This is a genomic window from Streptomyces griseocarneus, assembly GCF_014655595.1.
In the GTDB taxonomy this organism is placed as follows: Bacteria; Actinomycetota; Actinomycetes; order Streptomycetales; family Streptomycetaceae; genus Streptomyces; species Streptomyces griseocarneus.
Window position 1 is genome coordinate 338,193 of the sequence record NZ_BNBL01000007.1, and the last position, 23,471, is coordinate 361,663.

Consider the following 23,471-nt stretch of genomic DNA (forward strand, 5'->3'; position numbering starts at 1 on the left):
CTCCGGAGCACCTTTCGTGAACGATCAGGCCCCTCGCAAGCGCCCCGCAAAGCCCTACCGCCGGCCCAAGAAGGACCCGGTACGGATGCTCGCCTTCGAGGCGCTGCGGGCCGTGGACGAGCGGGACGCCTACGCGAACCTCGTGCTGCCGCCCCTGCTGCGCAAGGCCCGTGAGAAGGAGGGGTTCGAGGCGCGTGACGCCGCGCTCGCCACGGAGCTGGTCTACGGCACGCTGCGCCGCCAGGGCACGTACGACGCGATCATCGCGTCCTGCGTCGACCGGCCGCTGCGCGAGGTCGACCCGCCGGTGCTGGACGTGCTCAGCCTGGGTGCCCACCAGTTGCTGGGCACCCGGATCCCCTCGCACGCCGCCGTCTCGGCCAGCGTCGAGCTGGCCCGGGTGGTGCTCGGCGACGGGCGGGCGAAGTTCGTCAACGCGGTGCTGCGCAAGATCGCCGCGCATGACCTGGACGGCTGGCTCGAGCGGGTCGCGCCGCCGTACGAGGACGACCCCGAGGCCCACCTCGCCGTCGTCCACTCCCACCCGCGCTGGATCGTCTCGGCGCTGTGGGACGCGCTCGGCGGCGGCCGGGCGGGCATCGAGGACCTGCTCGAGGCGGACAACGAACGCCCCGAGGTCACCCTCGTCGCACGCCCCGGACGGTCGACCCCCGAGGAACTGCTGGCGGCGGTGGGCGAGGACTCCGGCCTGCCCGGCCGCTGGTCGCCGTACGCCGTCCGGCTCGCCGAGGGCGGCGAGCCCGGCGCGCTGGACGCGGTGCGCGAGGGCCGTGCGGGCGTCCAGGACGAGGGCAGCCAGCTCGTGGCCCTCGCGCTGGCCGGCGTCCCGCTGGACGGGCCGGACGAGCGCTGGCTGGACGGCTGTGCGGGCCCCGGCGGCAAGGCCGCCCTGCTCGGCGCGCTGGCCGCGCAGCGCGGGGCGGCGCTGCTGGCGTCCGAGAAGCAGCCGCACCGCGCCCGCCTGGTCGAGCGCGCGCTGGCCGGCAACCCCGGCCCGTACCAGGTCATCGCCGCCGACGGCACGCGTCCGCCGTGGCGAGAGGGCGCCTTCGACCGGGTCCTGGTCGACGTGCCCTGCACCGGCCTGGGCGCCCTGCGCCGCCGTCCCGAGGCCCGCTGGCGCCGCCGCCCCGAGGACGTGCCCGGCTTCGCCCCCCTGCAGCGCGACCTGCTGCGCGAGGCGCTGCGCGCCGTCCGCGTCGGTGGCGTCGTCGGCTACGCCACCTGCTCGCCGCACCCGGCGGAGACCAAGGCGGTCGTCGACGACGTGCTCAAGCGCGAGGGCGTGAGCGCCGAGTGGATCGACGCCCGCCCGTACATGCAGGGCGTCCCGGTCCTGGGCGACGGCCCCGACGTCCAGCTGTGGCCCCACCTCCACGGCACGGACGCCATGTACCTGGCGCTGCTGCGGCGCACGGCGTGAGCCGTGCCGGCTGACCGGGATCCGGCGGTGGGCGGGGGCCCAGCGGCCCCTCCCGTGTCAATGCCGCGCACGCGGCATGGCAGGCTTGGGGGTATGGCCGTGCAGATCAACCCCAGCATCCTGTCCGCGGACTTCGCCCGCCTCGCCGAGGAGGCGAAGGCCGTCGGGGGCGCCGACTGGCTCCACGTCGACGTCATGGACAACCACTTCGTGCCCAACCTCACGCTCGGCATGCCCGTCGTGGAGTCGCTGCTCAAGGCCACGGACACGCCGCTGGACTGCCATCTGATGATCGAGGACCCGGACCGCTGGGCCCCGCAGTACGCCGAGGCGGGCGCGGGATCGGTCACCTTCCACGCGGAGGCGGCCGCCGCCCCCGTGCGGCTGGCCCGGGAGATCCGGCGGCAGGGGGCCCGGGCGTCGATGGCGCTCAAGCCCGCGACGCCGATCGAGCCGTTCGAGGACCTGCTGCCCGAGCTGGACATGCTGCTCATCATGACCGTCGAGCCCGGCTTCGGCGGCCAGGCGTTCCTCGACATCATGCTGCCCAAGATCCGCCGTACCCGGGAGCTGATCTCCCGGCACAACCTCCAGCTGTGGCTGCAGGTCGACGGCGGGGTGTCCGCCTCCACCATCGAGCGGTGCGCCGAGGCCGGCGCGGACGTGTTCGTGGCCGGATCCGCCGTCTACGGCATGGACGACCCGGCCGCGGCCGTACGCTCGCTGCGTGCGCAGGCGGAGAAGGCCACCGCCGGTGCGCCCTGGGCCTGCGCGCACTGACCCGTCCCCGGCCGCTCGCCCGAATTGCTGAGGGCGAAGGTCAAGGCCTGATCAAGGACCGTCGTATCTGACAGGATGACGGTCGAGTCCACAGCTCCAGAGCTCTCCCAGGGACAGCTCTTGAACACATAGTGAGGAGACCGCGGTGTCGACGGGCCGTTCAGCCACGCCTATGGGGCCCGCCGAGCTGGTGCAGGCGGCGGCGATGGCCCGCCGCTTCTACCTCGAGGGCAAGTCGAAGATCCAGATCGCCGAGGAGTTCGGCGTCAGCCGCTTCAAGGTCGCCCGGGTGCTGGAGACGGCACTGGAGCGCGACCTGGTGCGGATCGAGATCCGGGTGCCGGCGGAGCTGGACGCGGAGCGCTCCGACGCGCTGCGCGCCCGCTACGGCCTGCGGCACGCGGTCGTCGTGGAGTCCCCGGCCGACGCGGCCGACGACGCGCCCGATCCCGAGAACCTCGGCGAGGTGGCAGCTGACCTGCTCGGCGAGCTGGTCCACGAGGGCGACGTGCTCGGCCTCGCCTGGGGCCGCTCCACCATCCACATGGCCGCGGCCCTGCACCGGCTGCCGCCGTGCACGGTCGTCCAGCTCACCGGCGTCTACGACGCCGGCACGGCCGAGCGCGGTTCGGTGGAGGCCGTCCGCCGGGCGGCCCAGGTCTCGGGCGGCGAGGCGCACCCGATCTACGCGCCCATGCTGCTGCCCGACTCCGCCACCGCCGCCGCGCTGCGCGGCCAGACGGGCATCGCGCGGGCCTTCGACTACTTCGACAAGGTCACCGTCGCCGCGGTCTCCATCGGCTCGTGGGAGCCGGGCATCTCCACCGTCTACGACATGCTCACCGAGGAGGAGCGCGCCCACTACGCCTCCCTCGGCGCGGCGGCCGAGATGTCCGCGCACCTCTTCGACGCCGAGGGCCGGCGCATCGGCCGGGACCTGGGCGAGCGCTGCATCACGGTCGAGGCCGACCGGCTGCGCCGCATACCGGAGGTCGTCGCGATCGCCGGCGGGCAGCGCAAGGCCGCGGCGATCGGGGCGGTGCTGCGGTCCGGGCTGGTGACCAGCCTGGTCACGGACACGGCGGCGGCCGACTACCTGCTGCTGGAGACCGGCCCCGGCCCGCGCCCGGCGCTGGACCGCGCGGATCCGGACGGCTCGTAGCGGCTCGTCCGCTCGACGACACGAGGGCGGCTCCCCCGGAATCATTCCGGGGGAGCCGCCCTCATCTCGTAGGGGCACCGGTTGATTTGAGCCATCGCAATATTGCCAATCGTTGACACTCCATTGGCCAGAGCTTTACCGTCGGATCCCGCGGCACGGGGGCTCACCCGCCGCCGCGTTTCCCACCTTTCGGAGGTCCGTCATGGAACAGCTCATCAAGAAGATGGCCCAGGACAATGTCTGGCAGGGCTGGGTCGCCGCCAACTCGGCGAGCGCCGCCGCCAAGGACGGCTGCATCAGCGCCGCTCCCAAGGCCGGCTGCATCAGCGCGGCGCCCAAGGCCGGTTGTATTTCCTGACCCGGTGTCAGACGCCTCGGAGCGGGCGCCGCGGACCGCCTCCGCACACCGGCCGCCCGCTCCGGGCAACGCCCCGGGGCCCTCGCCCCGGGGTTTTCTCTGTCCGAGCTCACCTTGGGGGTGGCAGTGAACGGTCAGCCGGCCGCGGACGTCGTCGACCTGATCAGGGATGTGCCGATCTACCGGACCTCGATCGAGCGGGGCCACTTCCCGATCCTGGAGAAACCCGAGATAGCCCGCGGTTTCCCCGACAACTGGATGACGCCCGCCCTCGCCGCGGCGCTCGAGAAGGGCGAGGCGGAATTCGTGCTCTCCACGGGCACCAACCACGCCCGCATGCAGATCATCCGGCCCCCGTACTTCCTGCTCAACTCCTATTACCGGCTGTGGAGCGAACACCCCGACATCCGGGCCACCTGGGAGGAGGGCTGCCAACGCGTCTCCCTCACCACGGTGTTGGCCACCGAGCACGTGGCCCGCGTCAACGCGAAGAAGCGCGGGACGGACCCGTCGCCGGCGCCCGCGCCGGAGGAACGCCGGCTCGACGCCCGTACCGTCTACCTCAATCTGCGGCTGGACCCGGCGCTGTGGGAGCGCGAGGACGTCGAGCGCATGCTCGGCGAGATCCAGGCGGCCCGCGAGGCGCACCCCAAGGGCTGGTACCACCTCGACTGCTCCGGCTACCACCTGGCGCATCTGGTGCGCAAGGTCGGCGAGTGGGGCCTGTGGGACGCGTTCCCCGCGCCCGCCAGCATCATCCACGCCTACGAGTACACGCCGGTGAACGTCCGCCGCTACCTGGCACAGCACTTCGCCTGCCCCGTCGTCGACCTCTTCGGCAGCACGGAACTCGGCTACCTCTACTACAGCGACGCCCGCGGCCGGTACTGGCCCTACCTCGACAAGATGAGCGTCGAGCTGGTCCCGGTCGCCCCCGGCAGCGAGATCTACAGCCTCATCGTGACGAGCGTCCGCAATCCGCACATGCCGCTGATCCGCTACCGCTCGGGGGACTGCGCGCGCACGCTGGACGGGACGCCGGACCCGGCCCGCATCTCCCGCTTCTGCGGCCGCGAGAAGGAACTGCTGGACACGCCGCGGGGGCCCGTCGCCCAGTCCGACCTCGACGACCGCATCGCCGACGTCTCCCACCGGGTCTTCCTCCACCGCCTCCACGTGGCCGACGGCGACCGGGCCCGGCTGCTCGTCACCACCTTCGACGGCGCCCCCCTCGACGCGGCCGACACCGCGGCCCTGGCCGAGAGCGCCGGCGAACTGACCGGACGCCACTGCCGCGTCGAGCACGTCCCGCACCTTCCCATCGGGAAGTCCGGGAAGTACGCCTGGCTGGTGAAGGACCTGTGACCCCCCGGACGGAAGAAGCCATGACCCCACAGCCGCACGTCTGCTCCGACGACCTCGAGGCCCTCCTCGGCGCATCGCTCCACGAGGAGGTGGTGCGGCACTTCGAGCGGTCCACCGGGGCGGAGCGTGCGTACGTCGAGCGCCAGGTCACCGAATGCCTGCGGTACCTCTACCTCGTCTCGCGCCACCGCGATCAGCTCAGCGGTCTGTTCCTGCCCGTGGAGCAGGAGATCGACGAGATATGGCACTACCTCATCCTGCAGACGCGCGAATACCGCACGCTGTGCGAGGAGAGGCTGCCCGGCCGGTTCTTCATCGACCACCGCAGCATCGCCTACGAGGAGTACCAGGAGGAGCCGGGCCGGGAGAAATCGGTCGAGGAGGCCCTGCGCTGGATCCCGCTGTACTGCCGGGAGTTCGGTCCGTTCGACGAGGGGGCGCTGCCGCACTGGACGATCGTGCGCTTCCTGCACGAGCGGATGGAGATGTCGCTGGAGGACATCGCGGCGCTCGAACCGCTGGGTTCATGAGCGCCGGCACCTCCGAAGTCCCGGGAGCGGCGGTGGACTTCGCGCACGACGAGCCTCCGGAGCAGCGGCGGATCCTGACCGTCCTGGTGCTCGCCCAGCTGCTCAGCGGTGCGGGACTGGCGGCGGGGATCACCGTCGGCGCGCTGCTCGGCGAGGAGATGCTGGGCTCCACCGGCCTCGCCGGCGTGCCCAGCGCCCTGTTCACGGCGGGCGCCGCCGTCGGGGCGGTCGGCGTGGGCCGGCTGTGCCAGCGCCGGGGCCGCCGCCCCGGGCTCGCCGTGGGCTACGCCACCGGCGCGGTCGGCAGCCTCGGGGTCGTCGCGGCGGCCGCCCTCGACGACGTACCGCTGCTGTTCCTCTCGCTCCTGGTCTACGGGGCCGGGACCGCCACCAACCTGCTGGCCCGGTACGCGGGCGTGGACGTGGCCGCGCCCGCGCGCCGCGGCCGGGCGGCGGGCCTGGTGCTGTTCGCCACCACCCTCGGCGCGGTCATCGGCCCCACCCTGGTGACGGTCACCGGCGACGTGGCGCACGGCTGGGGCATCCCCCGCCTCGCCGGGCCCTTCCTGCTGGCCGCGGGAGCCTTCGCGGCGGCCACCGTCATCCTGGGGGTGTTCCTGCGCCCCGACCCGCTGCACCTGGCCCGCGAGCGGGCCGCCCGCGCGGCGGCGCCCCGGGCCACGGACGAGCCGGAGGCCGCCCCGGCCGGCCGGGGGCACGCGCGCGGCGTCGCCACCGGCACCGCGGTCATGATCCTCAGCCAGCTCGCGATGATCGCGATCATGACGATGACGCCCGTCCACATGCGGGCGCACGGCCACGACACGCAGGCCGCCGGGCTCGTCATCGCCCTCCACGTGGGGGCCATGTTCCTGCCCTCGCCGCTGACCGGCTACCTCGTCGACCGCCTCGGCCGGGTGCGCGTCGCCCTCGCCTCCGGCGTCACCCTGCTCGCCGCCGGGCTCCTCGCCGCCCTGGCCCCGCCGCACTCGGCGGCCGCGCTCGCGGTGGCGCTCGTGCTGCTGGGCCTCGGCTGGAACCTCGGCTTCGTCAGCGGCACCGCCATCGTCGCCGACTCCGTGCCGCTGGCCACCCGTGCCTCCACGCAGGGCCTGGTCGACGTCGGCATCTCGCTGGCCGGCGCCACCGGCGGGATGGCCTCCGGGCTGGTCGTCGCGCACGGCGGCTTCCCCGTGCTGGCGGTGGGCGGGGGAGTCCTCGCGCTGGCGATCGTGCCCGTCCTCGCCCTGACGGGCCGCCCGTCACACCCCCTTGGCGGAAGCCACAAACGCCCTCCCGGCCGCCCTGGGAGAAGTCACAGAATGTGACTCATATTGGCCAGAACGCAGGAGCATCATGGATGATGGGTCCAGGAACCTCAGCCCGATCCGGCGCTGGTTCGGTGCTGACTCCCCACCCGCTTTGTACTCAAAACCGCAGGTGAGAGAGCCAGTATGCGTTTCCTTAACGACCAGAAGCCGCCGTACGACCTGACGTACGACGACGTGTTCATGGTGCCGAGCCGCTCCGCGGTCGGTTCCCGCCAGGGTGTGGACCTCTCCGCACCGGACGGCACGGGTACGACCATCCCGCTCGTCGTCGCCAACATGACCGCGATCGCCGGCCGCCGCATGGCCGAGACGGTCGCCCGCCGCGGTGGCCTCGTCGTCATCCCCCAGGACATCCCGATCGAGGTCGTCACCGACGTCATCTCCTGGGTCAAGAGCCGCCACCTGGTGCTCGACACCCCCATCGTCCTCGCGCCGACCCAGACCGTCGCCGACGCGCTGTCCCTGCTGCCCAAGCGGGCCCACGGCGCCGGTGTGGTCGTCGACGACCAGCAGCGCCCCGTCGGCGTCGTCACCGAGCACGACCTGACCGGCGTGGACCGCTTCACCCAGCTGTCCGAGGTCATGTCCACCGAGCTGCTGCTCCTGGACGCCGACATCGACCCGCGCGAGGCCTTCAACACCCTCGACGCCGCCCACCGCAAGCTGGCGCCCGCCGTCGACAAGGACGGCAAGCTGGCCGGCATCCTCACCCGCAAGGGCGCCCTGCGCGCCACGCTCTACACCCCCGCCACCGACGCGGACGGCAAGCTGCGCATCGCCGCCGCCGTCGGCATCAACGGCGACGTGGCCGGCAAGGCCAAGGCGCTGCTGGCGGCCGGTGCGGACACCATCGTGGTGGACACCGCGCACGGTCACCAGGAGTCGATGATCGCCGCGATCAAGGCCGTCCGGGCGCTCGACCCGCAGGTCCCGATCGTCGCGGGCAACATCGTCGCCGCCGAGGGCGTGCGCGACCTCATCGAGGCCGGCGCCGACATCATCAAGGTCGGTGTGGGCCCCGGCGCCATGTGCACCACCCGCATGATGACCGGCGTGGGCCGCCCGCAGTTCTCCGCGGTGCTCGAGTGCGCCGCCGAGGCCAAGAAGTACGGCAAGCACGTGTGGGCCGACGGTGGCGTCCGTCACCCCCGCGACGTGGCCATGGCCCTCGCGGCCGGCGCCTCCAACGTCATGGTCGGCTCCTGGTTCGCGGGCACCTACGAGTCCCCGGGCGACCTCCAGCAGACCGCCGACGGCCGGCTGTACAAGGAGTCCTTCGGCATGGCCTCCGCGCGCGCGGTGCGCAACCGCACCTCCGAGGAGTCGGCGTACGACCGCGCCCGCAAGGGCCTCTTCGAGGAGGGCATCTCCACCTCCCGCATGTTCCTCGACCCGGCCCGCCCGGGCGTCGAGGACCTGATCGACTCGATCATCGCGGGCGTCCGCTCCTCCTGCACCTACGCGGGCGCGGGCTCCCTCGAGGAGTTCGCCGAGCGTGCCGTCGTCGGCGTCCAGAGCGCCGCCGGCTACGCCGAGGGCAAGCCGCTGCACGCCAGCTGGCAGTAAGCCTCACGGCTCCTCACGGCTCCCGAAAGGGGCGCGGTCCGATTCCGGACCGCGCCCCTTTTTTGCTCGCCATGTACCGATTCATAACGCGACGTGCAACGATCGCCCGTTTCGAATCCCCGGACGCAATGATCCACCGGGCATACGCAAGAATGGTGCATTACGAGCGCGGCCCCTCACCTCGTAGGGTCTGCGCAGAACGTGGAGTGGCGGGTACCGCTTGCTCGGCGGTACCCCTCGCTACGGGTTTGCTCTGCCATGCCGGCGCGCCCTGGGTACCGCCGTCGGCCGTCGCTCCCGACCGGATCCCCCCGACCGGCAGTGATGAACGGAGCGACCCCTGTGGGAGCGACCCCAGTGTTGGACAAAGGCGCAGCGCCAGCCGCCGCCACCGGCGACGACCAGCGTGCCCCGCTGCCGACCAGCGGCTTCGGCACGCGCCTGATGCGCCGCAAGCCCGTCGAGCGCCTGGTCGCCGAGGGCGGCCAGGGCGAGGGCGGCTCGCTGCGTCGCTCGCTCGGCATGTGGCAGCTGACGATGATCAGCATCGGCGCCACGCTGGGCACCGGCATCTTCGTGGTACTCGGTTCGGCGGTCCCCAGCGCCGGCCCCGCCGTGGTGATCTCGTTCGTCATCGCGGGCCTCACCGCGCTCTTCTCGGCGCTGTCCTACGCGGAGCTGGCCGGCACCATCCCGGTCTCCGGCTCCTCGTACTCCTACGCCTACGCCACCCTGGGCGAGATCGTCGCCTGGGTCTGCGGCTGGTGCCTGATCCTCGAGTACGGCGTCTCCGTCGCGGCGGTCGCCGTCGGCTGGGGCCAGTACCTCAATGAGCTCCTCGAGGGCACGATCGGCGTCACCATCCCCGACTGGATGGCCAACCCGCCCGGCGTGGACGGCGGCATCTTCAACCTGCCCGCCCTGCTCGTCGTGCTGCTGTGCATGGCGTTCCTGCTCGGCGGTGCCAAGGAGAGCGCCCGCGCCAACACCATCATGGTCGGCGTGAAGATCGTGGCCCTGCTGCTCTTCTGCGCCGTCGCCTTCACCGGCATCCGCGCGGGCAACTACGCCCCGTTCATGCCGCTGGGCCTGGGCGGCGTCAGCGCCGCCGGCGCCACGCTGTTCTTCTCCTACATCGGCTTCGACGCCGCCTCCACCGCGGGCGAGGAGGCCAAGGACCCCAAGCGGGACCTGCCCAAGGCCATCATGCTCTCGCTGCTGATCGTCACCGCGCTGTACGTGCTGGTCGCGGCGATCGCCGTCGGTGCCATGCCGTGGGACAAGTTCGAGGGCTCCGAGGCCGCGCTCGCCGGCATCATGAAGGACGTCACCGGCCAGGGCTTCTGGTCCGTCTTCCTCGCCGCCGGCGCCGTCATCGCCATCGCCAGCGTCGTGCTGACCGTGCTCTACGGCCAGACCCGCATCCTCTTCGCGATGTCCCGCGACGGTCTGGTGCCCAAGCGCTTCGCCAAGGTGAGCCCGAAGGGCGTGCCGGTCGCCAACACCGTGATCGTCTCGGTCTTCTGCGGCGTGCTCGCCGCCGCCGTACCGCTCGCCCAGCTCGCGGACGCCACCAGCATCGGCACGCTCTTCGCCTTCGCCCTGGTCAATGTCGCCGTCATCGTGCTGCGGTTCACCCGCCCCACCATGAAGCGCAGCTTCCGGGTACCGCTTTCGGGTGTGCGTGTTCCCTTCGGTGACACCACCGTGCCGCTGGCCCCGGTCTTCCCCGCGATCGGCTTCGCGCTGTGCGTCTACATGATGTTCAGCCTGGACGTCGTGACCTGGGAGGTCTTCGGCGGCTGGATGCTGCTCGGCCTGGTGATCTACTTCGCCTACGGCATGCGCAGCTCCCGCCTGGCCCGTGAGGCCGCGGGGGAGCAGGGGACGGCCGGGATCGCCCAGGAGGCGCCCGAGGCCGCCGAGCAGGCCACCGAGGCCGCCCCGAAGGCGTCCGCGGCCGCCGCGAAGGCGTCCGAGGCTCCGGCGAAGAGCCAGAAGGCCGCCGCGAGCCCCCGCAAGGCCGCCGGCAAGGCGCCCGCGAAGGCCCGGAAGACTTCTGTGAAGAAGTGATCTTCGCCCGCGGCGCCCTATGATCCCTGGCTGCCGGGTCCGCTCTTCGCGGACCCGGCGGCCATTCGGGCATTCGACGGCCCCGGCCCGGCCGCCCGGGGCACGGAAGGGATCACATCCGATGAGCAGCCCCCACCTCCTGCTGACCGGCGACCGCCTCGCCCTGGGCATGCCCCGCGACGAGATGCTCGCCGAGTACCACAAATGGGAGACCGACCCCGGCACGATCCTCGGCCGGGGCAGCCGCTTCCCCCAGGCCTGGGAGGCCCACGCCGAGGAGTGGGACCGGCAGCTCGACGACCGCGACCACGCCCGGTTCGAGGTCGTCCGCCTGAAGGACAAGCAGCCCATCGGCCTGACCGCGCTGCGCGTCGACCCCAGGGAGCGCAGGGCCGAGTTCACGATCTTCCTGGCCCCGCACCAGCGCGGCAAGCGCTTCGCCGAGGAGGCCACCCGGCTCACCCTGGACTGGGGCTTCCACCTGGCCGGGCTGCGGGCCGTCTGGCTGAAGGTCCTCGAGCCCAACCGGGCCGGGATCACCGCCTTCGAGAAGGCCGGTTTCCGGCCCACCGGCCGCTTCCGCAAGTCGGGCCACTGGCTGGGCCAGCACGTCGACGAAGTGCTGATGGACGCTCTCATCGAAGAATTCCCCGGACCCTCCGCCATGTGCACCGCACTGGGCACCTGACGTCCGGATGGGCACCCGCCGGGCGGGACCATCCCCGGGCGCGTGATCTACTGCTGGTAACGACAGCAGGTTCCCGTAGAAATGTGATCCACCCGCCGTGCGATTGAATGAGCTCGACGAACGCATCGTGCATGCCCTGGCCGAGGATGCCAGGCGCTCCTACGCCGACATCGGCGCGGAGGTCGGCCTGTCGGCCCCCGCAGTCAAACGGCGCGTGGACAGGCTGCGCGCCGAGGGGGCCATCACGGGATTCACCGTCCGGGTGGACCCGGCGGCGCTCGGCTGGGAGACCGAGGGCTTCATCGAGCTCTACTGCCGCCGCAACACCTCGCCCGAGGCGATCCACCGCGGACTCACGCGCTACCCCGAGGTGGCGTCCGCCTCCACCGTCACGGGCGAGGCCGACGCCATCGTCCAGATCTTCGCCTCCGACATGCGCCACTTCGAGCGGGTCCTCGAGCGCATCGCCGGCGAGCCCTTCGTGGAGCGCACCAAGTCGGTGCTGGTGCTCTCGCCGCTGCTGCGCCGCTTCAGCTCCGGCGCCCCCTCCTGATCCGGGCCGTCCCTTCCGCGGACATCCTCTTCCGGTGATCCGCCCGGGCCCCTGCGCAACGAATCGCCGCGCCGGGCCCGAAACGCGCAACGTTTTTGCCGTCGCCGCGCAACGTCCATGCCTTGTCCAGGTCAGAGCCGGAACCGTACCGTCGAGACGCCTACACGAATGCGTGTTTGACCCGGCCCCGCCGCATGGCCCCACCGCGAAAGAGGACGCATGACGCCGCTGCGCATCGCGCTGTACCAAGGCCCCAGCGGCGTTCCCGCGTCCACCGCCGACAGCCTGGCCGCCCTGTCCGACGCCGCCCGCCGGGCCGCGGACGCCGGCGCCCGGCTGCTGCTCACCAATGAGCTGTACCTGACCGGCTACGCCCTCGGCCCCGCCGTCCGCGACCTCGCCGAGCCCGCCGACGGCCCGGCAGCGCGGGCGGTCGCCGCGATCGCCGCGGAGCACGGCCTGGCCGTCGGTTTCGGCTATCCCGAGCGCGACGGCGAGACGGTCTTCAACTCGCTGCAGATCGTCGGCCCCGACGGAGGCCGCCTCGCGAACTACCGCAAGGCCCACCTCTTCGGCGACTACGAGACGACCTTCTTCACCCCCGGCGACCAGGCCGTGGTCCAGGCGGACCTCGACGGCGTCCGCCTCGGCCTGCTGATCTGCTACGACGTGGAATTCCCGGAGGCCGTGCGCGCCCACGCGCTGGCCGGGACCGAGCTGCTGCTCGTGCCGACCGCGCTGATGCGCCCGTACGAGATCGTTCCGCAGACGATCGTGCCGGCCCGGGCGTGGGAGAGCCAGCTCTACATCGCGTACGCCAACCGCTGCGGCGACGAGGGCGACTTCGCCTTCGCCGGCCTGTCCTGCCTGGCCGCCCCCGACGGGACCGTACGGGCCCGGGCCGGCGCCGGCGAGGACCTGATCGTCGCCGACGTGGACCCGGGGCTGCTGAAGGCCTCGCGCGCGGAGAACACCTACCTGAGCGACCGCCGCCCCGAGCTCTACGCCTCGCTCATCTAGACCACGGGCCCTGCCCGCCCCCTGCCCCACCCCCCTGCCAGTAGGAGAGTCCAGCCGATGACGTCCACGGTGCCCACCGCCGTCCACGACGAGCACGAGCAGGTCCAGCCCGTCGAGCCGCCGATCACCATGTTCGGCCCGGACTTCCCCTTCGCCTACGACGACTTCCTCGCCCACCCGGCGGGCCTCGGCCAGATCCCGGCCACCGAGCACGGCACCGAGGTCGCCGTCATCGGCGGCGGACTGTCGGGCATCGTCGCGGCGTACGAGCTGATGAAGATGGGCCTCAAGCCCGTCGTCTACGAGGCCGACCAGATCGGTGGCCGCCTGCGCACGGTGGGCTTCGAGGGCTGCGACGAAGAGCTGACGGCCGAGATGGGCGCGATGCGCTTCCCGCCGTCCTCCACCGCCTTCCAGTACTACATCGACCTGGTGGGCCTGGAGACCAAGCCGTTCCCCAACCCGCTGGCGCCCGAGACCCCCTCCACCGTCGTCGACCTCAAGGGCGAGTCCCACTACGCCGAGACGGTCGAGGACCTGCCGCAGGTCTACCGTGACGTGGCCCAGGCGTGGAACGCCTGCCTGGAGGAGGGCGCCGACTTCTCCGACATGAACCGCGCCATGCGCGAGCGCGACGTGCCGCGCATCCGGGAGATCTGGGCGAAGCTGGTCGAGAAGCTCGACAACCAGACCTTCTACGGCTTCCTCTGCGAGTCCGAGGCCTTCAAGTCCTTCCGGCACCGCGAGATCTTCGGCCAGGTCGGCTTCGGCACCGGCGGCTGGGACACCGACTTCCCCAACTCCATCCTGGAGATCCTGCGCGTCGTCTACACCGAGGCCGACGACCACCACCGCGGCATCGTCGGCGGCAGCCAGCAGCTTCCGCTGCGGCTGTGGGAGCGCGAGCCGCAGAAGCTCGTCCACTGGGCGCCGGGCACCTCGCTGTCCTCGCTGCACGGCGGCACTCCCCGCCCGGCCGTCACCCGCCTGCACCGCACGGCCGGCAACCGCATCACCGTCACCGACGCGAGCGGCGACATCCGCACCTTCAAGGCGGCCATCTTCACGGCCCAGTCCTGGATGCTGCTGTCCAAGATCGCGTGTGACGACTCGCTCTTCCCCATCGACCACTGGACGGCGATGGAGCGGACGCACTACATGGAGTCGTCCAAGCTCTTCGTGCCCGTGGACCGGCCGTTCTGGCTGGACAAGGACGAGGAGACGGGCCGGGACGTCATGTCGATGACGCTGACCGACCGCATGACGCGCGGCACCTACCTGCTGGACAACGGCCCGGACAAGCCCGCCGTCATCTGCCTCTCCTACACCTGGTGCGACGACAGCCTCAAGTGGCTGCCGCTGTCGGCGAACGAGCGCCTGGAGGTCGTGCTCAAGTCGCTCGGCGAGATCTACCCCAAGGTCGACATCCGCAAGCACATCATCGGCAACCCGGTGACGGTCTCCTGGGAGAACGAGCCCTACTTCATGGGCGCGTTCAAGGCGAACCTGCCGGGCCACTACCGCTACCAGCGACGCCTGTACACCCACTTCATGCAGGACCGCCTGCCCGAGGACAAGCGCGGCATCTTCCTCGCCGGTGACGACATCTCCTGGACGGCGGGCTGGGCCGAGGGCGCAGTCCAGACCGCGCTGAACGCGGTGTGGGGCGTCATGCACCAGTTCGGCGGCACCACGGACGCCACCAACCCCGGCCCGGGCGACGTCTTCGACGAGATCGCGCCCGTCGAGCTGCCGGAGGACTGAGGCCCGCAGGGCTGAGGCCGGAAGAACCGAGGCCGGGGGCCGGTGCGGGGAGGTGATCCCTCCGCGCACCGGCCCGGCCGCTTCCGGCCGGGCGGTCAGCCCAGGGGAGTGAGCAGGCATCGCCCCACCATCCCCACGCTCGCGTCGACGCGGTCGGTGAACTCCTCGGCCAGGTCGGGCAGCGTCCGCAGCGCCCACAGCGTGCGGAAGGAGGCCCAGGCGGCGTTCCGCGCGGCCTCGAGCGTCCAGGAGCCGACCAGGTGCGTCAGCGGGTCGGCCACGTCCAGCAGGTCCGGGCCGGGCATCAGCTCCTCCCGGATCCGCTCCTCCATCATCACGAGCAGCTCGCCGATGCGATGGAAGTCGCCCTCCAGCGCGCTCGGCTCGACGCCGAGCGCCCGGCAGGTGTCGGTCAGGGCCAGGGCCAGGTCGTGGCCGATGTGGGCGTTGATCCCCGCCAGCGCGAACTGCAGGGGCCGCACGGCCGGGTGACCCCGCAGCTGGAACAGCGGCCGCCAGCAGGCCGGCGCCGGGCGGCCCGCGGCGGCCTGGTCCACGGCGTGCAGATAGCGCCCGGCGAAGCGCACGTCGAGCTCGGCCGCGGCTCGGTGGTCGCGGAAGGCGCCCGCTCCCACCCGGCGGCCGATCTCCTCGGTGACCGCCAGATAGACGCGGTTGAAGACCGCCACCCCGTCGCCCGGCGGGAGCCCGGCCCCGAGCCCCCGCATTCTCGCCACCACCGCGTCGATGCCGACGGACACCGCCGACCGCGCCCCCACCCTCGTCATGGACACAGAGTGACAGCTGAACACGGAGCGTAGGCGACGCGGTGGCTTATTTAGCCCGAACGGGTGAACGGTTCTCTCAGGCGCCGTGCGGGGCCGGCCCCTCGCCCGCCGCGCCGCCGGCCGCCCCGTCGTCGTAGCCGCTGGTGCCCGCGTCCAGCAGCGGTTCCTGCGTCTTGAGGTGGGCCGGGGCCAGGGCGCGCAGCGCGTGATAGCCGCTGATGACCACGATCGTGCCGAGGGCGATGCCGCTCAGCTCGAAGTTCTCGCTGATCTTCAGGCTGACGCCGCCGACGCCGATGATGACGCCCGCCGCCACCGGCACCAGGTTCAGCGGATTGCGCAGGTCGACCTTGTTGTGCACCCAGATCTGCGCACCCAGCAGGCCGATCATGCCGTAGAGGATCACGGTGATGCCGCCCAGCACGCCGCCCGGGATGGCGGCGACGACCGCGCCGAACTTCGGGCAGAGGCCGAAGAGCAGGGCGAAGCCCGCCGCGGCCCAGTAGGCGGCGGTGGAGTAGACGCGGGTGGCCGCCATGACGCCGATGTTCTCGGAGTAGGTGGTGTTGGCAGGGCCGCCGACCGCCGTGGAGAGCACCGTGGCCGCGCCGTCCGCGGCGATCGCGGTGCCCAGCTGGTCGTCCAGCGGGTCTCCGGTCATCTCGCCGACGGCCTTGACGTGCCCGGCGTTCTCCGCGATCAGCGCGATGACGACCGGCAGCGCCACCAGCGCCGCCGACCAGCCGAAGCTCGGCGCGTGCAGCGAGGGCAGGCCGATCCAGTCCGCCGTGCCGACGCCGGACAGGTCCAGCCGCCAGTGGTCGACGGCCTGCGGGCCGCCGTGCACCGAATGGATCTTCCCGAAGAGCCGGTCGAGGAGCCAGGAGAGGGCGTAACCGAAGACCAGGCCGAGGAAGATCGCCACGCGGGACCAGAACCCGCGCAGGCACACCACGGCGAGCCCGGTGAAGAGCATCGTCAGCAGCGCGGTCCACTGGTCCTGCGGCCAGTACGTGGTCGCGGTCACCGGCGCCAGGTTGAAGCCGATCAGCATCACGACCGCGCCGGTGACCACCGGCGGCATCGCCGCGTGAATGATCCGGGCGCCGAACTTCCGCACCGCCAGCCCGCTGAGGAACAGCGCCACGCCGACCACGAGGATCGCGCCCGTGACCGCCGCGCTGTCCCCGCCCTGGGCCCGGATGATCGCCGCGACGCCCACGAAGGAGAGGCTGCAGCCCAGGTAGCTGGGCACCCGGCCGCGGGTCGCCAGCAGGAAGATGATCGTGGCGACGCCCGACATCATGATCGCGAGGTTCGGGTCGAGACCCATCAGGACGGGTGCCACGAACGACGCACCGAACATCGCGACCACATGCTGCGCGCCCAGGCCCGCGGTCCTCGGCCACGAGAGCCGCTCATCCGGTCTGACGACGGCTCCCGGGGCGGGGGTGCGCCCGTCTCCGTGCAGGGTCCAGCGCACGCCGAGGCCCATGGCTGCTCCATATGTCGCGTTGTGGTGATCCGGACCATGCTAAGCCGGGCCGCGCGGTGCTCCGTCTCGCCGCCGGGGCGTGCGGGCGTTGGTGCGATCGGCGCAATTAACACCCCGTAGGACTGTACGGCCGGGAGCACCGGCTGTTTATCAGTTCATGGGAGGTATGTGTCCGGTGTCCGATTTCCTGCAATTCAGGAGACACACATGCGTAACCTCGTCGGCCGCACAGCGGCCGCCGCGTTCATCGCCGGCGCAACCATCATTCCGCTCGCCGGAGTGGCCCAGGCCGCGCCGCAGATCGCGTCGGGCGCCCAGTCCGCGAGCTGGGACGACGACCACGACCGAGGCCGTGACCGCGGCCGCGACCGGGACTGCGACCGCGACCGCGACAAGGGCAACCGCCACGACCGTGACAAGGGCCGTGACAAGGACCGCGACAAGGACCGCGACAAGGGCAACCGCCACGACCGCGACAAGGGCCGTGACAAGGACCGGGACTGCGACCGCGACCGCGACCGCGGGCGCGACCGTGACCGCGACAAGGACGACTGCGACCGCGGGCGTCACCACCGCGACAACGACCGGGACGACTGCGACCGCGGGCGTCACCACCGCGACAACGACAAGGACGACTGCGACCGCGGCCACCGCCACGGCAGCTGGAGCCACGACCACAGCTGGAGCCGCCACGAGAGCTGGGGCGGCGGCTGGGGCGGTAACTGGGGCGGCATCTTCATCGGCAAGTGGAAGAACAACGGCTGGGGCCACAACGGCTGGGGCCACAACAACTGGGGTGGCCACAACAGCTGGGGCCACAACAACGGCTGGGGCCACAACAACGGCTGCGGCCACGACAAGTGGGGCGGCGGCTGGGGTCACCACGGTGACGACTGGGGCGGCCACCACAAGGGCGGCGACTGCGACGACAAGTGGGGCGGCCACCACGACAAGTGGGGCGGCCACCACGGCGGCCACGACGACTGCAACGGTCACGGCGGGCACGGCGGCCACTGGGGCGGCGGGCACGGCTGGGCCATTGTGATCTGACCTTTCCGCGCCTGACGGTCCCCCTCCACCGCGGGCCGTGGCCGACCTCCCCCGGGGTCCGGTTCACGGCCCGCGGCGGCGTGTCGCACGGGCGGGGGCGGCCGCGGGCTGCCGGGCAGCGGCCGGTGCGCGCAACACGCCCGCCCCCGCGACCAGTCCGCCCGCCAGCGCGGTCACCAGGGCGAAGGACACCACGAGCGAGGTGGCGTTCGCGATCTGGCCGATGACGGCCGGCGCCACCAGCGCCGACGAGTAGACGATGGTCGCCACGCCGGCGATGGCCTGGTCCGGACGCGGCCCGCTGTGCCCCGCGGCCGCGAAGGCCAGCGGGACCACCACGGCGATCCCCACGCCCAGCAGCGCGAAACCGGCGATCACGGGCGCCGGCCCGGCCGAGGAGACGACCAGCGCCCCGCCGAGGACCGCCACGACGCCGCTCGCCCGTACGGTCCCCACCGGCCCGAACCGCCGGACCACCGCGTCACCGGCGAAGCGGGCCAGTGCCATCGCGCAGGCGAACGCCGTGGTGCAGGCGGCGGCCGTGCCCGGATCGGAGCCGATGACGTCGCGCAGGTAGACGGCCGACCAGTCCAGGCTCGCCCCTTCGGCGAAGACCGCGCAGAACCCGACCGCCCCGATGGCCAGCGCGGCCCGCGGCGGCGGCGAGAATCGCGGCGGCGGCCGCTCGTCGTCGGCCGGGCGCAGGTCCAGCACTCCCCGGCAGGCGGCCGCGCCGAGCAGGACGAGCACACCGGCCGCCAGGGCGAAGTGGAGCCGGGCGTCCGTCTCCGTGTGCGCGGCGAGCGTGCCCGCCGCGGAACCGGTGAGTCCGCCCGCGCTCCACATTCCGTGCAGCCCCGACATGATCGAGCGGCCCAGCCGCTCCTCGGTCCGCACGCCGAGTGCGTTCATGGCGACGTCCGCCATCCCGGACGTCGCCCCGTACACCGTGAGTGCGGCGCAGAGGGTGACCATGGAGGGGGAGAGGGCGGGCGGCACCAGCGAGAGGCACCACAGGACGAGCAGCAGGCGCAGCCCGGCCCGGGTGCCGTAGCGGTGGCCGACGCGCCCCGCGAGCGGCATGGCGACCGAGGCGCCGACCGCGGGGCAGACGAGTGCGAGGCCGAGCAGGCCGGATCCGAGGCCCGCGTGTTCCTGGATCCAGGGGACGCGGGTGGCGAAGCTGCCGGTGACCGCGCCGTGGACGGCGAAGACCGCCGCGATCGCGATCCGTGCCCGGCGCAGCCGGGGGTCCCCGCCTTCCGCAGGTGTGCGCATGCCGCTCCGTCCGCCGTCCGGCCCGCTCGTGCGCTCTCAGTGCATCAGCAGGAGCCCTGGTCCTGCCAGACCCCCCATTGGCCGGTGGTGCCGGGCTCCTCGCCCCGCGTCCACCACTTGGCCTTCCAGGAGCGGGACTTCCACGAGACGGTGGCGCCCCCGTTGTAGGCGGCTTCCCGGTCCCAGGCCGGCGCGGTGCAGGTGCCGCCGGTGGGGGTGCCCGTCGGCGTGCCGGTCGGGGTGCCCGTCGGGGTCGCGGTGGGGGTGCCCGTGGGGGTTGCCGTCGGTGTGGGCGAGGGACCGCCCGGGTCGACCACGGTGGTGCCCCGGGCCAGGTCGCCGGCCAGGGCGTACGTCCTGCCGCCGAAGCTCACCGTCCAGTTGGAGGGGGTGGACGCCGGCAGGTAGTAGACGAAGTCGAGGTCCGCCGAGGCGCCCGGCGCGAGCGGCTGGGAGGCCGGGAGCCTGACCGAGACCCGGTGGTAGTCGCCCTTGAGGCCGCCGACGTTGCCGGTCGAGGCGTGGTCGCTGCGGATGACCTTCAGGCCCCAGCCCGACTGGTCCCTGGCGTTGCCGGGCGCGGAGGTGGCGTAGTCGAACTGCAGCTCCGCACCGCCCGGGATGGTGGCCTTGGTGTTGTTGGTGATGTGGATCTTCGGGTTGATGGGGTAGTTGGAGTCGCCCAGCGGGAAACCGGTGAAGTCGACGCCGAGGTCGATCGCCTGGCTCGGCACGTCCGTCGTCGCGCGCTTCGCGCCGTAGGCGGGGGCCGACCTGAACGCGTCGTACAGGGCCGTGGTGAGCGTGGAGCCGGGCTCGTACTGTCCCTTGCCGGCGTTCCAGCCGTAGTCGCCGGCGAGCTCCCAGATCATGGTGCCGCCGAGGCCCTTGTCCACGACGTACTGGGCCTTGGCCTTCACCGACTGCTCGTCCTCGGTGGAGAGGAAGACCTTCTTCTCGGCGTTCCACAGCCAGGGGGCGGTCAGCGTGGCGTCGTAGCGACGGGCGTAGGTGCCGGTGAGCTTGGTGCCGGCCGGGAAGCCGTACGCGCCGGCGTAGTCGCCGACGACGCCCTTCTCCAGGTTCTTCGCGTGCCACATCGGGTTGGACCCGGCGGGCGACTCCTTGCCGTCGTCGTCCTTGTCGTGCCAGAGGTTGTCGATGCCCACCGCGCCGTCGCCGCACGTCGTCAGGCCCGAACCGGCGGGACAGGAGGCCGCCTTGGCCGTTCCCCACAGGCCGTCGGTGCCACCGGTGACGTTCTTCCAGCCGCGCGTGTAGTACGGCAGGCCGAGGTTGACGCGGCCGGCCGGGAGGGCGCCGCGGAAGTAGTGGTACGCCCAGTCGCCGTTGAGGTAGCCGATGCCGCCGTACTGCCCGGCGGTGTAGACGCCCCACTTGGCGAGTTCGGCGTCCTTTCCGTCGTCGTACAGCGCCGCGTTGGGGCCGACGAACTCGTTCCAGGCCCCGTGCAGGTCGTACGACATCACGTTGACGTAGTCCAGGTATTTCGCGCTCTGATACGTCTCCATGCCGCGCAGCAGATAGCCCGACGAGGGTGCGGCGACGGAGAGCAGATAGTGCTTTCCGTCGGCGGCGCCGGCCCGGTCGAGCTTTTCCCGGAGCGTCTTCAGCAGGGCCGCGTATCCCTTGTTGAGACCGCCGCGCCGGGCGTTGGCGAGCGCCCAGTCCTTGGGGTGCCCGGCGTCCTTCATCGAGGTCGGGTACTCGTAGTCGATGTCGACGCCGTTGAATCCGTATTTCTTGACGAACGCGACGGCCGAATCCGCGAAGGTGTCGATTCCGGCCTGGTTGACCGAGCCGTCGGCGTTCGTCGCGGTCCGGTAGAAACCACCGGAGTCGACGCGCTTGCCGTTCTCGTCGATATAGCCGCCGGTCTCCGCCCAGCCGCCCACGGAGATGAGCGTCTTCACCTGCGGATGCTGTTTCTTGTACTTGTTCAGCAGGTTGAAGTGCCCCTTGTAGGGGAGGGCCGGGTCCATTTCGGCGCCGGCGACGCCGGGCCAGGTCATTCCGGTCGCCGGATTTCCCGCGCCGTCCGCGCCGACGGAGATCTTGTCGTCGGGGCCGACGTGCGCGAAGGCGTAATTGAGGTGGGTGACCTTGTCCCAGGGGATGTCCGGGGCGAGGTAGGCGGGAGTGCCGTCCTTGCCGGTGCGCCAGCCGGTGAAATAGCCGATGACGCGACGCTGGTGATCGGCGCCCATCTTCTCCCGGCCGGCCGCGTCGTAGACCGAACAGTAGGGGACGTCGACGCCCGGTGTGGCGTACAGGCCGTCGGGGCGGCAGGCGGACTGGTCCTCGGCGTGCGAGGCGGTCGCGGAGAGCGTGCCGGCCAGCAGGCCGGCCAGGGCGGTGGCCGCCGCCGTGAGGGCGACGCTCCCGCGGACGCGGAAACCGGCCGATCGGTTTCCGGCGGATCCGCCGGGGGTTCTCTTGCGGGACAACACGTTCGGTTCCTCCAGTGGGGGCTCATGACGAGCGATGCGGGGGGTGTGCGACGTGCCGGGCCCGTGGTGCGCGCGCACCGGCGGGCCGTACTCCTCGGAGGTGTGGCAGAGGTTAAAAGGACTAGACCAGTGCGTCAATAGGTATGGACCAAGTGCGCGGCGAGCTCCCGTCGCCCTCCGGGTGTGAGCCCGCGCACTCTGTCAAGTCCCCGTGGACACCGCGGCGCCGTCCGGCGTACGCTCGGACTCGTCGGAGCTGCGGCATTTGATGAATCCGCAGGTCAGGCACCTTGTACTGTAAAATTGATCGAATTTACGCAGCGCACTCCGGGGTCGGTGAAAGTCCGAACCGGCGGTTATAGTCCGCGACCCGACCGCACACCAGCGGCCGGTTGACCAGGTGGAATTCCTGGACCGACGGTTAAAGTCCGGATGGGAGGCAGTGCGCGGCGGGCACGCATCGGCACACCGTCACAGGTGGCGCGGAGCGGGCGTCCCTCGTGGCGTTCCCGCATCCCCGTCCCCTGACCCGGTGATCATCCGCTGCGGCGTACCCGCTACTTCGTCGTCCCGTACGACAGCCCCGGAGTCCGTGCCCGAAGAGGCAGGAGGACCCCGGTGGCCACCGCTACCGAAGCAGACGCGATGCGACGCGCCATCGCGCTCGCGGCCCGCGCCCTCGGCTCCACCAGCCCCAACCCCGTCGTCGGCTGCGTCCTCCTCGACGACCACGGCCACACCCTCGGCGAAGGCCTGCACCACCGCGCCGGCGGACCGCACGCCGAGGTCAACGCCCTGCGCGCCGCCCGGGAGGCGGGCCACGACGTCCGCGGGGCCACCGCCGTCGTCACGCTGGAGCCCTGCGACCACACCGGCCGCACCGGCCCCTGCACCCGCGCCCTGATCGAGGCCGGCGTCGCCCGTGTGGTCTACGCCGTCTCCGACCCGAACCCCGGAGCGTCCGGCGGCGCGGCCACGCTCGCCGCCGCCGGCGTCGACGTCGAGGGCGGCCTGCTGGCCGACCGGGCCGCCGCCGGCAACGCCGCCTGGCTCTCCTCCGTCCTGCACGGGCGCCCCTTCGTGGTGTGGAAGTACGCCGCCACCCTCGACGGCCGCAGCGCCGCCGCCGACGGCACCAGCCGCTGGATCTCCTCCGCCGAGTCCCGCGCCGACGTCCACCGGCTGCGCGCCGAGGCCGACGCCGTCGTCGTCGGCTCCGGCACGCTGCGCGCCGACGACCCGCACCTGGCCGTCCGGGGCGCCCTGCTGCGCCGGCCCGAACCCGTCACCCAGCCGCTGCGCGTCGTCGTCGACACCAACGCCACCGTCAAGCCGGGCGCCCGGGTCCTGGACGACGCCGCCCCCACCCTGATCGCCGTCGCCGAGGACGCCGACACCACCCACCTGGCGGGCGTCGAGACCGTACGGCTCCCGCGCGCCGCGGGCACCGGCGGCCTCGACGTGCGCGCCCTGCTCGACGCCCTGCACGAGCGCGGCGTGTGCTCCGTCCTGCTCGAGGGCGGCTCCACCCTCGCCGGCGCCTTCCTGGCCGCCGGCGCCGTCGACCGGGTCATCGGCTACCTCGCCCCCGCGCTGCTGGGCGCCGGGCCGACCGCGCTCGGCGACGCCGGAATCGGCACCATCGCCCAGGCGTTGCGCCTGGACGTCACCGACGTCGCCCGGCTCGGCCCCGACCTGCGGGTCACCGCCACCCCCCAAACTCCCGCCCCCGCCAACGCCACCGAGGAGAACTGA

Annotated in this window: 19 protein-coding genes and 1 riboswitch; of the genes, 15 read left to right on the forward strand and 4 right to left on the reverse strand. The window is 72.3% G+C overall.

Going from position 1 to position 23,471, the window contains the following annotated elements; genetic code table 11:
• Positions 1-16: 16 nt before the first annotated feature.
• The 13 genes from IE295_RS20235 to IE295_RS20295 all read left to right on the forward strand — a co-directional run bounded on the left by IE295_RS20235 (position 17) and on the right by IE295_RS20295 (position 14,634).
• The gene (locus tag IE295_RS20235; RefSeq protein WP_190065097.1) at positions 17-1,444 is read left to right on the forward strand and encodes an RsmB/NOP family class I SAM-dependent RNA methyltransferase; all 1,428 of its coding nucleotides are present in this window, start codon (positions 17-19) and stop codon (positions 1,442-1,444) included.
• 93 nt (positions 1,445-1,537) lie between these two features.
• Positions 1,538-2,224, forward strand: coding sequence for a ribulose-phosphate 3-epimerase (gene rpe, locus IE295_RS20240; protein WP_190065098.1), 687 nt, complete (start codon positions 1,538-1,540; stop codon positions 2,222-2,224).
• A gap of 172 nt (positions 2,225-2,396) precedes the next feature.
• Positions 2,397-3,386: a sugar-binding transcriptional regulator gene (locus IE295_RS20245; RefSeq protein WP_179199007.1), complete on the forward strand. Its 990-nt coding sequence runs from the start codon at positions 2,397-2,399 to the stop codon at positions 3,384-3,386.
• A gap of 202 nt (positions 3,387-3,588) precedes the next feature.
• Entirely contained in the window at positions 3,589-3,744 is a 156-nt protein-coding gene (locus IE295_RS20250) for a hypothetical protein (RefSeq protein WP_190065099.1), read from the forward strand.
• A 126-nt stretch (positions 3,745-3,870) separates the two neighbouring features.
• Positions 3,871-5,109 (forward strand): phenylacetate--CoA ligase family protein, encoded by a 1,239-nt coding sequence (locus IE295_RS20255; RefSeq protein WP_190065100.1) that lies wholly within the window; start codon positions 3,871-3,873, stop codon positions 5,107-5,109.
• Between the two features lie 20 nt (positions 5,110-5,129).
• Entirely contained in the window at positions 5,130-5,639 is a 510-nt protein-coding gene (locus IE295_RS20260) for a glycine-rich domain-containing protein (RefSeq protein WP_190065101.1), read from the forward strand.
• The gene (locus tag IE295_RS20265) at positions 5,636-6,967 is read left to right on the forward strand and encodes an MFS transporter (RefSeq protein ID WP_190065102.1); all 1,332 of its coding nucleotides are present in this window, start codon (positions 5,636-5,638) and stop codon (positions 6,965-6,967) included. Before IE295_RS20260 ends, IE295_RS20265 begins: the two co-directional genes overlap by 4 nt.
• Before the next feature lie 126 nt (positions 6,968-7,093).
• On the forward strand, positions 7,094-8,536 hold the full coding sequence (locus IE295_RS20270) for a GuaB1 family IMP dehydrogenase-related protein (RefSeq protein ID WP_190065103.1): 1,443 nt from the start codon (positions 7,094-7,096) through the stop codon (positions 8,534-8,536).
• Between the two features lie 357 nt (positions 8,537-8,893).
• A complete protein-coding gene (locus IE295_RS20275; RefSeq protein WP_224323177.1) occupies positions 8,894-10,609 on the forward strand; it encodes an amino acid permease in 1,716 nt (571 codons plus the stop codon).
• A 121-nt stretch (positions 10,610-10,730) separates the two neighbouring features.
• Complete coding sequence (locus IE295_RS20280) at positions 10,731-11,297, forward strand: GNAT family N-acetyltransferase (RefSeq protein ID WP_190065104.1); 567 nt, start codon at positions 10,731-10,733, stop codon at positions 11,295-11,297.
• Positions 11,298-11,394: 97 nt separating this feature from the next.
• Positions 11,395-11,850 (forward strand): Lrp/AsnC family transcriptional regulator, encoded by a 456-nt coding sequence (locus IE295_RS20285; protein ID WP_190065105.1) that lies wholly within the window; start codon positions 11,395-11,397, stop codon positions 11,848-11,850.
• Positions 11,851-12,069: 219 nt separating this feature from the next.
• Positions 12,070-12,870 (forward strand): carbon-nitrogen hydrolase family protein, encoded by an 801-nt coding sequence (locus IE295_RS20290; protein ID WP_190065106.1) that lies wholly within the window; start codon positions 12,070-12,072, stop codon positions 12,868-12,870.
• Positions 12,871-12,927: 57 nt separating this feature from the next.
• Positions 12,928-14,634: a flavin monoamine oxidase family protein gene (locus tag IE295_RS20295; RefSeq protein ID WP_190065107.1), complete on the forward strand. Its 1,707-nt coding sequence runs from the start codon at positions 12,928-12,930 to the stop codon at positions 14,632-14,634.
• 95 nt (positions 14,635-14,729) lie between these two features.
• On the opposite strand, the gene IE295_RS20300 is transcribed toward IE295_RS20295, so the two are convergent.
• Together IE295_RS20300 and IE295_RS20305 are read right to left on the reverse strand one after the other, a co-directional pair.
• Positions 14,730-15,422, reverse strand: a complete 693-nt coding sequence (locus IE295_RS20300; RefSeq protein ID WP_190065108.1) for a DUF5995 family protein — start codon at positions 15,420-15,422, stop codon at positions 14,730-14,732.
• 76 nt (positions 15,423-15,498) lie between these two features.
• The gene (locus IE295_RS20305; RefSeq protein ID WP_190065109.1) at positions 15,499-16,917 is read right to left on the reverse strand and encodes a uracil-xanthine permease family protein; all 1,419 of its coding nucleotides are present in this window, start codon (positions 16,915-16,917) and stop codon (positions 15,499-15,501) included.
• Between the two features lie 207 nt (positions 16,918-17,124).
• On the opposite strand from IE295_RS20305, the gene IE295_RS20310 reads away from it, so the two are divergent.
• Entirely contained in the window at positions 17,125-17,967 is an 843-nt protein-coding gene (locus IE295_RS20310; RefSeq protein WP_190065110.1) for a hypothetical protein, read from the forward strand.
• A gap of 63 nt (positions 17,968-18,030) precedes the next feature.
• Here the strand turns inward: IE295_RS20310 and IE295_RS20315 are convergent, their stop codons facing one another.
• Positions 18,031-19,245, reverse strand: coding sequence for an MFS transporter (locus tag IE295_RS20315; RefSeq protein ID WP_190065111.1), 1,215 nt, complete (start codon positions 19,243-19,245; stop codon positions 18,031-18,033).
• 44 nt (positions 19,246-19,289) lie between these two features.
• A complete protein-coding gene (locus IE295_RS20320; RefSeq protein ID WP_190065112.1) occupies positions 19,290-21,713 on the reverse strand; it encodes a chitinase C-terminal domain-containing protein in 2,424 nt (807 codons plus the stop codon).
• Positions 21,714-22,034: 321 nt separating this feature from the next.
• Positions 22,035-22,166, forward strand: a riboswitch (FMN riboswitch).
• Positions 22,167-22,334: 168 nt separating this feature from the next.
• Here IE295_RS20320 and ribD point away from each other — a divergent pair.
• The gene (gene ribD / locus IE295_RS20325) at positions 22,335-23,471 is read left to right on the forward strand and encodes a bifunctional diaminohydroxyphosphoribosylaminopyrimidine deaminase/5-amino-6-(5-phosphoribosylamino)uracil reductase RibD (protein WP_190065113.1); all 1,137 of its coding nucleotides are present in this window, start codon (positions 22,335-22,337) and stop codon (positions 23,469-23,471) included.

Excerpts from the sequence above, each read along its gene's own strand:
- IE295_RS20305 (WP_190065109.1), bottom strand. The coding sequence starts at position 16,917 with ATGGGCCTCGGCGTGCGCTGGACCCTGCACGGAGACGGGCGCACCCCC.
- IE295_RS20300 (WP_190065108.1), bottom strand. The coding sequence starts at position 15,422 with ATGACGAGGGTGGGGGCGCGGTCGGCGGTGTCCGTCGGCATCGACGCG.
- IE295_RS20315 (WP_190065111.1), bottom strand. The coding sequence starts at position 19,245 with ATGCGCACACCTGCGGAAGGCGGGGACCCCCGGCTGCGCCGGGCACGG.
- IE295_RS20250 (WP_190065099.1), top strand. The coding sequence starts at position 3,589 with ATGGAACAGCTCATCAAGAAGATGGCCCAGGACAATGTCTGGCAGGGC.
- IE295_RS20290 (WP_190065106.1), top strand. The coding sequence starts at position 12,070 with ATGACGCCGCTGCGCATCGCGCTGTACCAAGGCCCCAGCGGCGTTCCC.
- IE295_RS20310 (WP_190065110.1), top strand. The coding sequence starts at position 17,125 with ATGCGTAACCTCGTCGGCCGCACAGCGGCCGCCGCGTTCATCGCCGGC.
- IE295_RS20245 (WP_179199007.1), top strand. The coding sequence starts at position 2,397 with ATGGGGCCCGCCGAGCTGGTGCAGGCGGCGGCGATGGCCCGCCGCTTC.
- IE295_RS20265 (WP_190065102.1), top strand. The coding sequence starts at position 5,636 with ATGAGCGCCGGCACCTCCGAAGTCCCGGGAGCGGCGGTGGACTTCGCG.
- rpe (WP_190065098.1), top strand. The coding sequence starts at position 1,538 with ATGGCCGTGCAGATCAACCCCAGCATCCTGTCCGCGGACTTCGCCCGC.
- IE295_RS20270 (WP_190065103.1), top strand. The coding sequence starts at position 7,094 with ATGCGTTTCCTTAACGACCAGAAGCCGCCGTACGACCTGACGTACGAC.
- IE295_RS20280 (WP_190065104.1), top strand. The coding sequence starts at position 10,731 with ATGAGCAGCCCCCACCTCCTGCTGACCGGCGACCGCCTCGCCCTGGGC.
- IE295_RS20260 (WP_190065101.1), top strand. The coding sequence starts at position 5,130 with ATGACCCCACAGCCGCACGTCTGCTCCGACGACCTCGAGGCCCTCCTC.
- IE295_RS20295 (WP_190065107.1), top strand. The coding sequence starts at position 12,928 with ATGACGTCCACGGTGCCCACCGCCGTCCACGACGAGCACGAGCAGGTC.